Genomic DNA, 15,872 nt, shown 5'->3' on the forward strand with positions numbered 1-15,872 from the left:
ATGAAAGAAAAGAATTTAATAGAAGATAATAGAAGAGCTGATTATTTTAGTTTTCTATATTATTTGCATGAGAAGAAAGTGTTTCATTCGGAGTCACTTGCTGTTCTTTGTCAGTATCTAGTAGGATTGGAATCAGTTAATATCGAGTAACTAAGGGATGTGCGCTGGATAGAAACTCAAATTTTGCGTCATCTGGTCTATCATTTTGATGAGAATGATCTAAGTAAAATTAGTAATCTCCCAATGGATTATTGGGAGGAAGTAGAAGCATTTGAACAAGTAGTATCAAAACTTTATAATCGTTATGAATGAAAGGAATTCAGAAAAGAATGAATCCTCGAATAGATTTGATAAACGTTTAGAGAGTTGCCAGAGATGAATTCCTTTAACTTTTTCTTGACAATCTTTAGAATTCCGTGTAGAATAGAATAGATCTTGAACTTGAAGGGAGTGAAAAACATGTCAAAAACAGTAGTACGTAAGAATGAATCTCTTGACGATGCTCTTCGTCGTTTCAAACGCGCGGTTACTAAAGCTGGTACTCTTCAAGAAACACGCAAACGTGAATTCTATGAAAAACCTTCTGTAAAACGTAAACGTAAATCAGAAGCAGCTCGTAAACGTAAAAAATTCTAATTGAAGACAAGAACAGACCTCGGTCTGTTTTTTGTTTCTCTAGAAAAATCGAAGACAAAAAAACCGACCTTCAAATTAGAAGATCGGGTCTTTTTATCTGATTATTTGTTTGCAAGCAAGTCGCGGATCTCAGCAAGCAACTCTTCTTGAGTAGGACCAGCAACTTCTTCTTCAGTAGCTTCTTCCTTTTTACCAAGGTTTTGAGCTTTTTCAGCGGCTTTCACTACGAAGAAAAGAACAGTACCGATAACAAGGAAGTTGATAACAGCGCTCAAGAAGCTACCGTATGCAACACCGTTCCATGTCAATTCAGCAATATTTTTAACATGAGCAGCTTCCAAAGCTGGGTTCAAAATAAGTGGAGTGATGATATCGTTCACAAATGATGTTACGATAGCTCCAAATGCAGCCCCGATGATAACTGCAACAGCAAGGTCAACAACGTTCCCACGAAGGAGAAAAGCTTTCAATTCTTTTAACATATCCTAAAGATGTCCTTTCATAATAAATTTTTTACAGACCATAGTATAACCAAAATGTTTGTTGAATTCAATAATTATGCTCAAATTTTTTAAAAAAGTTGATTTAAGCAATCAGTTGATTCTAGAAAGTATGGAAAGATGTGGAAAAATAGGATGAAAATCAATCTGAATGATTTACAATTGACAAAAATTAGTTTAAAATAGTTAATGATATTCTATGGTAAAATGGAGGCACTGTTTATGGTTGACAAACAACTGATTTCAGAAATTAAAAACAGTGTGAATATTGTAGATGTAATCGGAGAAGTCGTTCAATTGACAAAGGCAGGACGAAACTTTTTAGGTCTCTGCCCTTTTCATGGTGAAAAGACGCCTTCTTTTAATGTCGTCGAAGATAAACAGTTCTATCATTGTTTTGGTTGTGGCAAATCAGGCGATGTTTTTAAGTTTATCGAAGACTATCGTGGTGTCTCCTTCATGGAAGCTGTTCAAATTGTTGGAGATCAGGTAGGCATTCAGGTGCAAGCTCTTGCTCCCTCTCAGTCCAGGGGACACCAAGCAGATGGGAAACAACCTTTTTATGAGATTCATCAAGAGGCTGCCAAATTCTATCATGCAATCCTGATGACGACAAAGATGGGAGAGGATGCTCGGCAATACCTTTATGATCGAGGGCTTGATGATGAGGTGCTTCGGCATTTTCAAATAGGCCTAGCACCAGCAGAAGGAAATTATCTGTATCAGAGTGTTTCTGGAAAGTTTTCAGAAAACATTATGGCCGAGTCGGGTCTCTTTCATATTAGTGATATGGGGACTATGTATGATGCTTTTCAAGATCGCATCATGTTTCCCTTATCGGACGATACTGGTCGAGTTATTGCTTTTTCTGGTCGACTTTGGCGTGACCAAGCCGAAGGGACCAAGCCTCAGGGGAAATATAAGAACAGCCGTAGTACGCTCCTTTTTAACAAGAGTTATGAGTTGTACCATTTAGATAAGGCCAAGCAGGTCGCTAAGAAGAACCATGAACTCTACTTAATGGAAGGATTCATGGATGTCATCGCAGCCTACCGGGCTGGGATTGAGAATGCGGTTGCTTCCATGGGGACAGCACTGACCCGTGAACATGTAGCCCATCTCAGCAAATTTACCAAAAAGGTTATCTTGGCCTATGATGGAGATAAAGCGGGAAGGCTAGCGACAGCAAAGGCTTTAGAGGTTCTGGAAAAACTGGAAGTAGAGGTTGTCCAGATTCCTGATCAGATGGACCCTGATGAGTATCTCAAAAAGAATTCACCGCAAGCTTTAGCAGACTTATTGGAAAAAACGCGTCTTAGCCGCATAGAATTTCTCATGGATCATTGGAAGCCAGACAATATTGAAAATTTGCAGGCGCAGATTGAATTTGTTGAGAAAATGGCTCCTTTAATTGCTCAGACGCCATCTGTAACGGCACAAAACACCTACATTTATAAATTAGCCGACCTCTTGGTTGATTTTGATTATTTGCAGGTGGAACAAACGGTTAATGCTAGTCGTCTTCAGATGCGTAGTCAGCGTCAAAATCAAGGTCCAATCCAGACACAGGCTCCAATTGCTAGTCCAACTGTTGTACAGAAGCAGTTGCCTCGCCTGGTTCGGGCTGAGAATCATCTTCTTCATCGGATGAACGCTTTTCCTTATGTTTTGAATGAATATCGTCTTCGGACAGATTTTTCATTTGATACCCCTGCCTTGCAAACCTTGTACCAACTTCTTTGCCAAAATGGAGAAGTGACATCGCAGGATTTGTCCGAGCAGACAGAGGAAGTCCAACGAGCCTGGTATCTGATGTTAGAAGAGAATTTACCGGATGAAATAGCGGAGAATGAGCTGGAAGAAGTGGAAGAAACGAGAAATCGTGAGCTTCTCCGTAAAGAAAGTCAACAAATAGGGAAAAAAGTCCGAGAAGCCTCTCACAGTGGAGATGCGGATCAGGCTTTATTGGAACTCGAGCGACTAATCGCTCAAAAAAGAAGAATGGAGTAGGAATGGCGAAAGAACAAAAAGATATCACAACTTTAGATGTCCAAATTGCAGAGTTTATTCGTAGTCATAAGAAAAGTGGTACTGCAACAGATGATGAAATCAATGATCAATTGGTCATTCCTTTTACTTTGGATGCCGATGGAATTGATGATTTGTTGCAACGGATTCAAGATGCTGGGATTTCAATCACGGATAAAGAAGGAAATCCAAGTGCGCGTGTCCTGAACAACGAAGAAGAAGAACCAGAGTTGACGGATGAGGAATTGCTTGGAAGCAACTCTGCTAAGGTCAATGACCCAGTACGGATGTACTTGAAGGAAATTGGGGTCGTTCCTCTTTTGACCAATGAAGAAGAGCAAGAATTGGCCATCTTGGTGGAACAAGGAGACTTGGAAGCTAAGCAACGTTTGGCAGAAGCCAACCTTCGTTTGGTTGTTTCTATTGCGAAGCGCTATGTTGGTCGTGGGATGCAATTCTTGGATTTGATCCAAGAAGGAAACATGGGCTTGATGAAGGCCGTTGATAAGTTTGACTATACCAAGGGATTCAAGTTCTCTACTTATGCGACTTGGTGGATTCGTCAGGCTATCACCCGTGCCATTGCAGACCAGGCTCGTACCATTCGTATTCCTGTCCACATGGTAGAAACTATTAATAAGTTGGTTCGTGAACAACGCAACCTCTTGCAAGAATTGGGACAAGATCCTACACCAGAACAAATTGCTGAACGCATGGATATGACTCCTGATAAGGTGCGCGAAATCTTGAAGATTGCCCAAGAACCTGTTTCTCTTGAAACGCCAATCGGGGAAGAGGACGATAGCCATTTGGGAGATTTCATCGAAGACGAAGTGATTGAAAATCCAGTAGATTACACCACTCGTGTGGTACTACGCGAACAATTGGATGAAGTCCTTGATACTCTTACCGACCGGGAAGAAAATGTCCTTCGTTTACGTTTTGGTTTGGATGACGGTAAAATGCGGACCTTGGAAGATGTGGGCAAAGTCTTTAACGTGACCCGTGAACGGATCCGTCAGATCGAAGCCAAAGCCCTCCGCAAACTGCGCCACCCAAGCAGAAGCAAACCATTGCGTGATTTTATAGAGGATTAAAAAGGTCCGGGGGACCTTTTTAACGGTCGCCTAGAAATAAAAAAGCGACCCAGGTCCGGGGGACCTTTTTAACGGTCGCCTAGAAATAAAAAAGCGACTCAGGTCCGGGGGACCTTTTTAACGGTCGCCTAGAAATAAAAAAGCGACCCAGGTCCGGGGGACCTTTTTAACGGTCGCCTAGAAATAAAAAAGCGACCCAGGTCCGGGGGACCTTTTTAACGGTCGCCTAGAAATAAAAAAGCGACCCAGGTCCGGGGGACCTTTTTAACGGTCGCCTAGAAATAAAAAAGCGACCCAGGTCCGGGGGACCTTTTTAACGGTCGCCTAGAAATAAAAAAGCGACCCAGGTCCGGGGGACCTTTTTAACGGTCGCCTAGAAATAAAAAAGCGACCCAGGTCCGGGGGACCTTTTTAACGGTCGCCTAGAAATAAAAAAGCGACCCAGGTCCGGGGGACCTTTTTAACGGTCGCCTAGAAATAAAAAAGCGACCCAGGTCCGGGGGACCTTTTTAACGGTCGCCTAGAAATAAAAAAGCGACCCAGGTCCGGGGGACCTTTTTAACGGTCGCCTAGAAATAAAAAAGCGACCCAGGTCCGGGGGACCTTTTTAACGGTCGCCTAGAAATAAAAAAGCGACCCAGGTCCGGGGGACCTTTTTAACCCGAGCCGAGAAACTCGGAAGCGAGGAAGATCCTGTGGATCTTTTTAACGGTCGCCTAGAAATAAAAAAGCGACCCAGGTCCGGGGGCCCTTTTTAACCCGAGCCGAGAAACTCGGAAGCGAGGAATGTCCAGTGGACATTTTTTACGGTCACCCAAAAACAAGAGAGTGGCCAGGTCCGGGGGGTCTTTTTAACGGTCGCCTAGAAATAAAAAAGCGACCTAGATCCTGCGGATCTTTTTAACCCGAGCCCAGACATTCAAAAGCGACCCAGGTTCGGGCAGTCTTTTATAGAGTTTTCTTAATATTTGGGTTTCCGTAAAAAAAGAAATTCTTCATAGGGATGAACCCAACGAAGAAGGAGTAAAGAATGAGTTATACGACAGAAGAAATCGAACAAATTAAAAACCGTATTCTTGAAAACCTAGAGCAAGTCATCGATCCGGAATTAGGTATTGATATTGTCAATCTTGGTTTGGTCTACGAAATTCGGTTTGATGGTGAAACTGGTGAAACAGAAATCGATATGACCCTAACCACCATGGGTTGTCCATTGGCAGACTTGCTGACGGATCAGATTTATGATGCCTTAACAGGAATGGAAGAAGTGACTAAGGTCGATGTAAAATTGGTCTGGTACCCAGCTTGGACGGTTGAAAAGATGAGCCGCTATGCGCGGATTGCTTTAGGAATCAAATAAGATTGCTTTAAAGGAGGAACGGATGTTTCTCCTTTTTTTGGACAGATGATTTGGTTATCAAATAGTACGAACATTCGATTTTCTTTTCCGATTATATCTTGCAATCACTTCTTAGTAAGGTTATAATAGAATCATTATTAAATTAAGGAGAAGATTATGAATCAGTACCCTTTGGTCTACCTAGACCATGTTCAAAAAGTGTATGGTAAAAATATTGCTTTATATGATGTGAGTGTCAATATTCAACCGGGTCGTATCATTGGTTTGTTAGGACCAAACGGAAGTGGGAAAACCACCATTATTAAATTAGTGAATGGGCTCTTGCAACCTACTTCAGGTAATGTCTACATCCATGGTGAAGTACCGTCTGCAAAAACCAAACAAGTCGTTTCTTATTTGCCAGATACAACTTATTTGGATGAAAATATGAAGATTTCAGAAACAATCCGTTTCTTCCAAGACTTCTATAATGATTTCAATCCTCAACGTGCTTATCAATTGCTAAATGATTTACATTTACATCCAGAGCAAAAATTGAAACAACTTTCAAAAGGGAATAAGGAAAAAGTCCAATTAATTTTGGTTATGAGTCGAGAAGCGGATTTGTACATTCTGGATGAACCAATTGGAGGAGTGGACCCTGCTGCGCGTGACTACATCCTTAGAACCATCATTCAAAATCGTCGTCCAAACTCATCTGTATTGATTTCAACCCACTTGATTGCGGACGTTGAACAAGTCTTGGATGAAGCACTCTTTATCAATCAAGGTCGTATTCTGTTGCATGAAAACACAACTGTCCTTCGCAATCAATACGGTAAATCGATTGATGAGATCTTCCGTGAACAATTTAGAATGTATTAGGAGGTTCTTATGTTTGGGAAATTAATGAAATATGAATTAAAAGCAACTTCTAAATGGTATCTCATTATTTCGGGTGTGCTTGCTATTCTCTCCATTTTTGCTGGTTTATTAGCTTCTAGTGTTATAACTGGGGCATCAACTTTCACAGAAAACACAGCCTTAACTATTGGGAGTATTGTTGTTTTGGTCATTTTTGCGGGCTACATTGGCTTGACCTTGACCAACTATATCATTATTATTCGTCGTTTTTACAACAATATTTTTGGTCGTGAAGGTTATTTGACCTGGACCTTGCCAACTGGATCTCATACTGTTTTACTTGTAAAAGTAACATCTGCTTTGATTTGGAGTATCTTCTGTTTTATTAGCTTGATTCTTTCTTTGCTTATTTTCTTAGGAGTGATTGGCCTCGCTCAACAACAGAATATTTTTGATTTACTTGGTCCATTGTTCGAACATATTGGGTCATCTCTTATTTGGCAAAGCTTGCTATTTCAAGTGTTAGCGACTATTTCAGGTATTTTAATGCTCTACTGTGCCATCTCACTGGGTCAGCTCTTCATTAACAGTCGTATCGTGATGGCCTTCGTCTTTGGATTTATCCTTTGGGTTGTACTAAGTATCATTGGAAGATTGTTCCCTTCTATATCTATTTCAGAACTTTCAAGAACTGCAACTATGTCTTCTGATACCCTTAGTGATGTCTTGGTTGTTAACTTTATTCCAGCCTATATCTATGAGCTAGTAAAAATTGTAGCGATGTACTTTACCGTTCATTATGTAACAAAATTCAAATTGAACTTGCAATAAGAATGAAAGAGGAAGGAATTCCTCTTTTTCTTTTGCCATTTTACCCAAAAAATGATACACTGGAGTATATCATTTTGGGGTCGTTACGGATTCGACAGGCATTATGAGGCATATTTTGCGACTCGTGTGGCGACGTAAACGCTCAGTTAAATATAACTGCAAAAAATAATACTTCTTACGCTCTAGCTGCCTAAAAAACAGCAGGCGTGACCCGATTCGGATTGCTCGTGTCTGATGACAGGTCTTAATTTTAGCGAGATACGATCAAACTTTGTCTAGTAGTTTGATAAGAGATTGATAGACTCGCAGTTCCTAGGCTTGAGTTATGTGTCGAGGAGCTGTTAAAGCAATACATAACCTATGGTTGTAGACAAATATGCTGGCAGATGTTTGGACGTGGGTTCGACTCCCACCGACTCCATTTTTATATATGCAAACGACAAATCCTTGTCGTTTTTTGTTTCTTTAAAATCTATCAAGCAATGATATCTTGTGAGCGATTCCTAAATTTTTTGTTGACAGGAGGAGCGCTTTTCCGTATAATGGATACTAGTTTGGAAGATTACTCAAGAGGCTTAAGAGGCCGTGTTGGAAACGCGGTAGGCGTGTAACAGCGTGCGTGGGTTCGAATCCCATGTCTTCCGTTAGAGAAAGGAAAGCAGATCAGTTGATCTGTTTTTTTGTTAGGCAGGATTAGCAATGGGTAAGAGTGTCTTCTTTGTCGGATTTCCTGTATAATAGAAGGTAAGAACGGACGAAAAGGAGTGCAAGGTGATTACACAACTGGACACAAAATCGGTTTATACCTTTATGGACAGTTTAGTCTCTATTCGGGACTATATTCAGCGTGCCAAAGAAATGGGTTACCAACAAGTTGGTCTCATGGATATAGATAATTTATATGGGGCCTACGAGTTTTTAGAAGAGTGCCAAAAAGCTGGTATTGGGGCTGTCCTAGGTCTTGATTTGGAAGTCGAGTTACCAGCGGGTCCTTTGTCTATCCGTTTGGTTGCATTAGGTACCGTAGGTTATAAACATTTAATCAAGATTTCCAGCATGAAAATGATGGGGACAACTGACTGGTCGGCCTTTCAACACTTGTTGGATGATCTAGCCATCATCGTTCCCTATTTTGAAGGGATTGAGTATTTAGACTTGGGCCAAGACTTTGCGATTGGTGTCTTTCCAGATACTCCAGCGAAACAGTTTTCTCGTCCTGTTTTCCCCCTCCATACAGTCCGCTATTTTTCTACGAGTGATTTGGAGAGTTTTCAGATGCTCCACGCCATTCGGAACAATTGCAGTCTGAAGGAAGTAGGAGCTGTTGACACTTCTATGATGTTCCTGTCACCTGAAGAGTTGGAGCGGGCCTTTGCTCATAATTATCCAGAGAGTATTTCTTATCTAGAGAAGACCCTTGCGACTGTTCATTATGAGATTGATACGCAATTGAAGCTTCCTCGCTTCAATCCAGAGAAACCTGCAGTCGAGGAATTGCGTGAGTTGGCTGAGGAGGGCTTGAGAAGCAAGGGGCTGGACCAGACGGTTTACCAAGAGCGTTTGCGTCATGAATTAGCTGTCATCCATCAGATGGGCTTTGATGACTACTTCTTGATTGTCTGGGATTTATTACGCTTTGGTCGAAGTCAGGGTTACTATATGGGGATGGGACGTGGATCAGCAGTTGGTAGTCTAGTAGCCTATGCCTTGGATATTACAGGAATTGATCCAGTCAAGAACAATCTTCTCTTTGAGCGTTTTTTGAACTTAGAGCGCTATACAATGCCAGATATTGATATTGATATTCCAGATGTCTATCGTCCCAAATTTATCCAGTATGTTAAAAATCGCTACCGCAGTCCTCACGTGGCTCAAATTGTGACCTTCTCAACTTTTGGGGCCAAGCAAGCCATTCGGGATGTTTTTAAGAGATTTGGGACCCCAGAATATGAGTTAACCAACCTCACCAAGCGGATCGGCTTGCGGGATACCTTAGCTTCTGCTTATGAAAAGAATGTAGCTTTTCGCCAAGCCATCCAAAGTCGCCCAGAATACCGTAAGGGTTTTGAAATTGCGAAGAGGATTGAAGGGCAACCGCGTCAGACGTCGATTCATGCGGCAGGTGTCGTCATGAGTGGAGAAGACCTCACCAATCAAATTCCGATCAAGATGGGTGAGGAGATGAATCTGACCCAATATGATGCCCATGGTGTTGAGGCAAATGGCTTGCTCAAGATGGACTTCTTAGGACTACGAAATTTAACCTTTGCTCAACGGATGCAGGAAGCAGTGAAGGAAAAATATCAAAAGGATATTAAAATCGAGGACATTCCTCTAGAAGATCCAGAAACGATTGCTTTATTTGCTGCGGGCAATACCAAGGGAATCTTCCAGTTTGAGCAAGCAGGAGCTATCCGTTTATTAAGACGGGTGCAACCCAACTGTTTTGAAGAAATTGTTGCGACGACTTCTTTGAACCGGCCAGGGGCTAGTGACTATATCGATAATTTCGTTAAACGTAAGCACGGCAAAGAGAAGGTCGATATGATTGATCCTAGTTTGGAAGGGATTCTAGCACCAACTTATGGCATCATGCTCTATCAGGAACAAGTCATGCAGGTGGCCCAGACCTTTGCTGGCTTTAGTCTAGGAAAGGCCGATATTCTCAGACGGGCCATGGGGAAAAAGAACGTGGCAGAAATGCATCGGATGGAAGATGACTTTATCAAGGGGGCTGTCGCGCTTGGGCATAGTGCAGAAAAAGCCAAGAAAGTCTTTGCCATTATGGAAAAATTTGCTGGCTATGGCTTTAACCGTTCCCATGCCTATGCCTACTCAGCCTTGGCCTTCCAATTGGCTTACTTTAAAGTCCATTATCCAGATGTCTTCTTTGACATTATGCTCAACTACTCTAGCAGTGATTACTTGACCGATGCGTTGCAATTCAACTTCCAAGTGGCTCCTTTGACCATTAATACCATTCCTTATAAAGATAAGTTCCAAGATCAGAAGATTTATCTAGGAATGAAGAATATCAAAGGTCTTCCAAAAGATCTAGCCTTTTGGATTATTGACCAACGCCCCTTTGAGAGCATTGAAGATTTTATTTTGCGCTTGCCTAGCCAATACCACAAACTTCCTCTCTTAACGCCACTAGTAGAATTGGGCTTGTTTGACTGTTTTGAAAAGAATCGCAGAAAAGTTCTTCAGAACCTTCCCAATCTATTTGTCTTTGCGGATGAATTGGGGAGTTTGTTTGGGGAAGCTAATTATTCCTGGATGGATGCTGAGGACTACAGCAAGGCTGAGAAGTATGAAATGGAGCAAAGGGTCATAGGGGTCGGTCTCAGTCCTCATCCTCTGGTGGAAATTCTATCCGCAAGTAGCCAACCAGTACGGCCGATCGCTTCTTTAAGCGAAGGAGAACAGGCCACCATCCTAGTCGAAGTCCAATCAATCCGGACGATTCGAACAAAAAATGGGGAAAATATGGCCTTTTTACAAGTTTCCGATCTCCAAAAGAAGATGGATGTCACTCTTTTTCCGGATACTTATCGCCACTATAGTTCAAAAATAAGAGAGAAGGGCTATTACTATCTCAAAGGAAAAGTGCAATCTAGAGATGGTCGTCTTCAGATGGTTTTAATGGAAGCAGAAGAAGCCACCAATCAGCGTTTTTGGATTCAATTGTTTGATCACCAGGAGGACCGGGCAGTCTTAGATATTTTAAAAGCTTATCCAGGTCCTTATCCTGTCGTTATTCGCTATGAAGAGGAGAAAAAGACCATTCAATTAAAAGGAGTTTCCGTCCAGAAAAACGAGAAGTTAGAAAATGAGCTGTCAAGTATTGCTATGAAAACGATTTATCGATAAAATCTACGGAAAATAGGAGAAATTTGAGCCTCTTTGTGTTATAATCATTTAGAATGTAAAAGAAAAAAAGGAGCAAATATCGAAATGAAACGTATTGCTGTTTTAACCAGTGGAGGAGATGCCCCTGGAATGAATGCTGCTATCCGTGCAGTTGTTCGCCAAGCAATTTCTGAAGGAATGGAAGTATTTGGTATCTATAATGGATACGCTGGTATGGTTGCTGGTGATATCCATCAATTGGATGCTTCATCAGTTGGAGATATTATTTCTCGTGGTGGAACGATGCTTCATTCAGCTCGCTATCCTGAATTTGCTGAACGCGAAGGTCAATTAAAAGGGATCGAGCAGTTGAAGAAACATGGAATCGAAGGTGTTGTCGTTATCGGTGGTGATGGATCATACCACGGAGCGATGCGTTTGACTGAACATGGTTTCCCAGCTGTAGGACTTCCTGGAACAATTGATAATGATATCGTTGGTACAGATTTTACAATCGGGTTTGATACAGCAGTTACAACTGTTATGGACGCGATTGATAAGATCCGCGATACCTCATCTAGTCACCACCGTACTTTCGTTATCGAGGTAATGGGACGTAATGCCGGGGATATTGCCCTTTGGTCTGGTATTGCTTCTGGTGCGGATGAAATTATCATTCCAGAAGAAGGCTTTGCTATCGAAGATGTCGTTGAGAGCATCAAGAAGGGCTACGAAAAAGGTCGTACACACAACATCATCGTTCTTGCTGAAGGTGTGATGTCAGCTGCTGAATTTGGTAAAGCCTTGAAAGATGCTGGAGATACAAGCGATCTTCGTGTAACAGAACTTGGACATATCCAACGTGGTGGTTCACCAACTGCGCGTGACCGTGTCCTTGCTTCACGTTTGGGTGCACATGCTGTTAAGTTATTGAAAGCTGGTATCGGTGGCGTAGCTGTTGGTATCCGCAATGAACAAATGGTGGAAAACCCAATTCTTGGTAGTGCAGAAGAAGGTGCCCTCTTTAGCTTAACTGAAGATGGTAAGATTAAAGTGAACAACCCTCACAAGGCTGACTTGAACCTTGCAGAGTTGAACCGTAGCTTATCTTCTATTTAATATTTATTTGTTAAAATTTGTCTAAAAAGACAGTGTATTTTAAAAGGAGTCATAGAAATCATGAACAAACGTGTAAAAATCGTTGCAACCTTAGGTCCTGCGGTAGAAATCCGTGGTGGTAAAAAATTTGGTGATGATGGATATTGGGGTGAAAAACTTGACGTTGAAGCTTCAGCACAAAACATCGCTAAATTGATCGAAGCTGGTGCCAACACTTTCCGTTTCAACTTCTCACACGGTGACCACCAAGAACAAGGTGATCGTATGGCAACAGTTAAACGTGCAGAAGAAATCGCTGGTAAAAAAGTTGGTTTCCTTCTTGATACAAAAGGTCCAGAAATCCGTACAGAGTTGTTCGAAGGCGATGCTAAAGAGTACTCTTATACAACTGGTGAAAAAATCCGTGTTGCGACTAAACAAGGTATCAAATCAACTCGTGAAGTGATTGCCTTGAACGTTGCTGGCGCACTTGACATCTACGATGATGTTGAAGTTGGTCGCCAAGTATTGATCGACGATGGTAAATTGGGTCTTCGTGTTGTAGAAAAAGACGATGCAAGTCGTGAATTCATCGTTGAAGTTGAAAACGACGGTGTGATCGCTAAACAAAAAGGTGTCAACATCCCTAACACAAAAATTCCTTTCCCAGCTCTTGCTGAACGCGATAACGACGATATCCGTTTTGGTTTGGAACAAGGTATCAACTTCATCGCGATCTCATTCGTACGTACTGCAAAAGACGTGAACGAAGTTCGTGCTATCTGTGAAGAAACTGGTAACGGTCACGTTCAATTGTTCGCGAAAATCGAAAACCAACAAGGTATCGATAACTTGGATGAAATCATTGAAGCTGCTGACGGTATCATGATTGCTCGTGGTGACATGGGTATCGAAGTACCATTCGAAATGGTTCCAGTTTACCAAAAAATGATTATCACAAAAGTGAACGCTGCTGGTAAAGTTGTTATCACTGCAACAAACATGCTTGAAACAATGACTGAAAAACCACGTGCAACTCGTTCAGAAGTATCAGACGTATTTAACGCTGTTATCGACGGAACTGACGCTACAATGCTTTCAGGTGAGTCTGCAAACGGTAAATACCCACTTGAGTCAGTAACAACAATGGCTACAATTGACAAGAACGCACAAACTCTTCTTAACGAATACGGACGTTTGAACTCAGATACTTTCGAACGTAACTCTAAGACAGAGGTTATGGCTTCAGCTGTTAAAGACGCTACTAACTCAATGAATATCAAATTGGTTGTTACCCTTACTAAGACTGGTCACACAGCTCGTTTGATTTCTAAATACCGTCCAAATGCTGACATCTTGGCATTGACATTTGACGAATTGACTGAACGTGGATTGATGTTGAACTGGGGTGTTATCCCAATGTTGACAGATGCTCCATCATCAACTGACGATATGTTCGAAATCGCAGAACGTAAAGCAGTAGAAGCAGGTCTTGTAGAATCTGGTGACGATATCGTTATCGTTGCAGGTGTGCCACTTGGCGAAGCTGTTCGTACAAATACAATGCGTATCCGTACAGTACGTTAATCTAACCAATGAAAAAACCTTGTTTTCTAAGTTAAAAGCTTGGAGACAAGGTTTTTCTTTTTAGAGCAAGTTTCTGACAATTTGGGAATGTGGGTCTTTTTTATTGTCTAATAAAATGGTATAATGAAATGAGCTGAAAGGGGGGATAGGAATGTCGAAAAGGGATTTGATTCGGAATATTATCATCATTGGAATATTGGGCTTGGTACTCATTACTTTGCGCCTATTTGTTTTTCAACCATTGTGGGTATCTGATCAAATGGCCAATGCCTCCGTTAAGAAAGATGATTTAGTATTAGCGACTAAGAAGGGAAAAATTGATCGGACAGATTTGGTCCTCTATCATGTAAAAGAGAAACAATATCTTGGACGTGTCATTGCGATAGAGAGCGATGAGGTCAGCTATGTGGATGATGTCTTTTATCTGAATGGTGTAGCTACAGCAGAGCCGTATTTGGACAAGATGAAGACCAAACATTTGGCTGCCCCAAGTGGCGATTATTTTACAAATGATTTTTTCTCTAGAGAACTCAAGGGAACCAAGGCTGGAAAAGTACCTAGTAATAGTTACTTAGTTCTAAATGATGATCGCAACAATACAAAAGATAGTCGTGAATTTGGTTATATTAAAGCTAGTCAGATTGAAGGGGTAGTTGATTTCCGATTGTATCCTTTAAATAAATTCGGCTTTATTAAAATCGAAGAATAGTCCAGAAGGACTATTTTTTTCGTACAAAAAAGCTACTGCAGAACGTGTGAGCTGCAGTAGCTTTTTATCTTTGTTCCTCCCAGTTAGAGGGCTTTAGTTTTCCTTTTTACTGGTAATTTGATGAAAGACCTTTTGCCAATGTTCATGGCGACGCCAGAGACTGGTATGGATCTGGTTATTTAATTCATAGCGAATCAACTTAGTCTTTTGACTGATGGATTCGATCTCGAAATTCTTAAAGGGAATCTGATGCTCTTCCTGCAAACGGACCAGGTCCTCCTTGTGGCTTTCTTGGCCAAACTCATCGATGAGGGTGAAGTTGTCTGCTAGGAGGGTTGAATATTCTTGCTGAGCTTGCAAGCGTTCTTCGTAGGTTTTTAGTTTGAGAAGGACATTGTCCAAAATTTCATCTTCTGGGATGGAACTTGGTTCCACATGGACATCGATGTCAAAGACTCCAAATTTTTCCTTGAGAAGGCGCTCGACCTCTTCGGTAATGGCATGGCTCTCATAAACAGAAAGGTCTGGATTCATTTCGATGACGACATCTAGGTAGATATTGCTTCCGTAGGTCCGTCCTCGTTGGGATTTGACTCGGCTGACCTTTGGCAATTCTAGAATAGCAGCCTTGTATTTATCCAGAAGACTTTCATCAAATCCATCTGAGAGGCTGAAGGAGGATTCAATGAAAATATCGTAGGCTGTTTTTAGAATAAAGAAGGTAATAACGATAGCTACTAATTGGTCCACAATCGGATAGTTAAGAGCACTAGCTCCAATCGCAACAGAGGTTCCTAAAGAAGTGACTACGTCAGACAGGTTGTCTTTAGCAGCGGCATTGAGGGCCTTGGATTGGGCTTTCTTAGCTAAAGTGCGGTTATATAGATAGACTGCAAACATGACTAGGGCTGACCCAACTCCGACAATGGCCCCTAAAGGATCAATGACCGATGTTTCCCTGCTGAGGATTTTTTGAACCGTATCACGTAAGACATCAAAGCCCACATAAAACATGATGATGGAAGTCACCAGACTAGCTAGATCTTCAATCTTCCAATGACCAAATCGGTGGTCACGGTCAGCTGGCTGGCGGGCCATGCGAATGCCGATGAGAAGGGCGACATTACTAATAATATCTGATAAGTTATTAAAACCATCGGCAACCAAACTAGAGGAGTGAAGGAGGTGGCCTGTTGCTAATTTGGCAGCGGAAAGGATCAGGTAGGCTACAATACTGATCAGGGCTCCACGTTCGGCAAGTTTTAAATTACTTTGTGATTGATTCACTGATAACTCCTCCAGACTTTTGTAGATTTCCTCATCAGCGATGA

12 protein-coding genes, 1 tRNA gene, 1 other RNA gene and 1 pseudogene are annotated in these 15,872 nt (G+C 41.6%); 13 read left to right on the plus strand and 2 right to left on the minus strand.

What is annotated here, in order from left to right; translation table 11 throughout:
* Positions 1–312, plus strand: a pseudogene (locus DW738_RS10370) (hypothetical protein).
* 147 nt (positions 313–459) lie between these two features.
* Positions 460–636 carry a 30S ribosomal protein S21 gene (rpsU, locus tag DW738_RS01260; protein ID WP_000048054.1) on the plus strand — a complete coding sequence of 59 codons (177 nt, stop codon included), beginning with the start codon at positions 460–462 and terminating at the stop codon, positions 634–636.
* Between the two features lie 101 nt (positions 637–737).
* Here rpsU and mscL read toward each other — a convergent pair whose 3' ends face one another.
* Positions 738–1,118 carry a large conductance mechanosensitive channel protein MscL gene (gene mscL / locus DW738_RS01265; protein WP_123160115.1) on the minus strand — a complete coding sequence of 127 codons (381 nt, stop codon included), beginning with the start codon at positions 1,116–1,118 and terminating at the stop codon, positions 738–740.
* A 240-nt stretch (positions 1,119–1,358) separates the two neighbouring features.
* On the opposite strand from mscL, the gene dnaG reads away from it, so the two are divergent.
* The 11 genes from dnaG (at position 1,359) to lepB (ending at position 14,541) form a co-directional block, all read left to right on the plus strand.
* Positions 1,359–3,146, plus strand: coding sequence for a DNA primase (dnaG, locus tag DW738_RS01270; protein ID WP_123160116.1), 1,788 nt, complete (start codon positions 1,359–1,361; stop codon positions 3,144–3,146).
* A gap of 2 nt (positions 3,147–3,148) precedes the next feature.
* Positions 3,149–4,261, plus strand: coding sequence for an RNA polymerase sigma factor RpoD (gene rpoD, locus DW738_RS01275; protein ID WP_048689399.1), 1,113 nt, complete (start codon positions 3,149–3,151; stop codon positions 4,259–4,261).
* A gap of 1,030 nt (positions 4,262–5,291) precedes the next feature.
* The gene (locus DW738_RS01280; protein WP_006596590.1) at positions 5,292–5,621 is read left to right on the plus strand and encodes a metal-sulfur cluster assembly factor; all 330 of its coding nucleotides are present in this window, start codon (positions 5,292–5,294) and stop codon (positions 5,619–5,621) included.
* 156 nt (positions 5,622–5,777) lie between these two features.
* Positions 5,778–6,485: an ABC transporter ATP-binding protein gene (locus DW738_RS01285; RefSeq protein WP_123160117.1), complete on the plus strand. Its 708-nt coding sequence runs from the start codon at positions 5,778–5,780 to the stop codon at positions 6,483–6,485.
* 9 nt (positions 6,486–6,494) lie between these two features.
* Complete coding sequence (locus tag DW738_RS01290; protein WP_123160118.1) at positions 6,495–7,295, plus strand: ABC transporter ATP-binding protein; 801 nt, start codon at positions 6,495–6,497, stop codon at positions 7,293–7,295.
* A 76-nt stretch (positions 7,296–7,371) separates the two neighbouring features.
* Positions 7,372–7,719: a transfer-messenger RNA gene (gene ssrA, locus DW738_RS01295) on the plus strand.
* A 132-nt stretch (positions 7,720–7,851) separates the two neighbouring features.
* Positions 7,852–7,939: transfer RNA gene (locus DW738_RS01300), tRNA-Ser, on the plus strand.
* A 127-nt stretch (positions 7,940–8,066) separates the two neighbouring features.
* Entirely contained in the window at positions 8,067–11,168 is a 3,102-nt protein-coding gene (locus DW738_RS01305; RefSeq protein WP_123160119.1) for a DNA polymerase III subunit alpha, read from the plus strand.
* An 84-nt stretch (positions 11,169–11,252) separates the two neighbouring features.
* Entirely contained in the window at positions 11,253–12,266 is a 1,014-nt protein-coding gene (gene pfkA / locus DW738_RS01310; protein ID WP_048689104.1) for a 6-phosphofructokinase, read from the plus strand.
* Between the two features lie 60 nt (positions 12,267–12,326).
* A complete protein-coding gene (pyk, locus tag DW738_RS01315; protein WP_123160120.1) occupies positions 12,327–13,832 on the plus strand; it encodes a pyruvate kinase in 1,506 nt (501 codons plus the stop codon).
* A 151-nt stretch (positions 13,833–13,983) separates the two neighbouring features.
* The gene (lepB, locus tag DW738_RS01320) at positions 13,984–14,541 is read left to right on the plus strand and encodes a signal peptidase I (protein ID WP_023026652.1); all 558 of its coding nucleotides are present in this window, start codon (positions 13,984–13,986) and stop codon (positions 14,539–14,541) included.
* A gap of 93 nt (positions 14,542–14,634) precedes the next feature.
* Here lepB and DW738_RS01325 read toward each other — a convergent pair whose 3' ends face one another.
* The gene (locus tag DW738_RS01325) at positions 14,635–15,828 is read right to left on the minus strand and encodes a cation diffusion facilitator family transporter (RefSeq protein ID WP_123160121.1); all 1,194 of its coding nucleotides are present in this window, start codon (positions 15,826–15,828) and stop codon (positions 14,635–14,637) included.
* Between the last annotated feature and the right edge of the window lie 44 nt (positions 15,829–15,872).

The sequence above is a fragment of the Streptococcus sp. AM28-20 genome (assembly GCF_003603595.1).
Lineage (GTDB): Bacteria > Bacillota > Bacilli > Lactobacillales > Streptococcaceae > Streptococcus > Streptococcus ilei.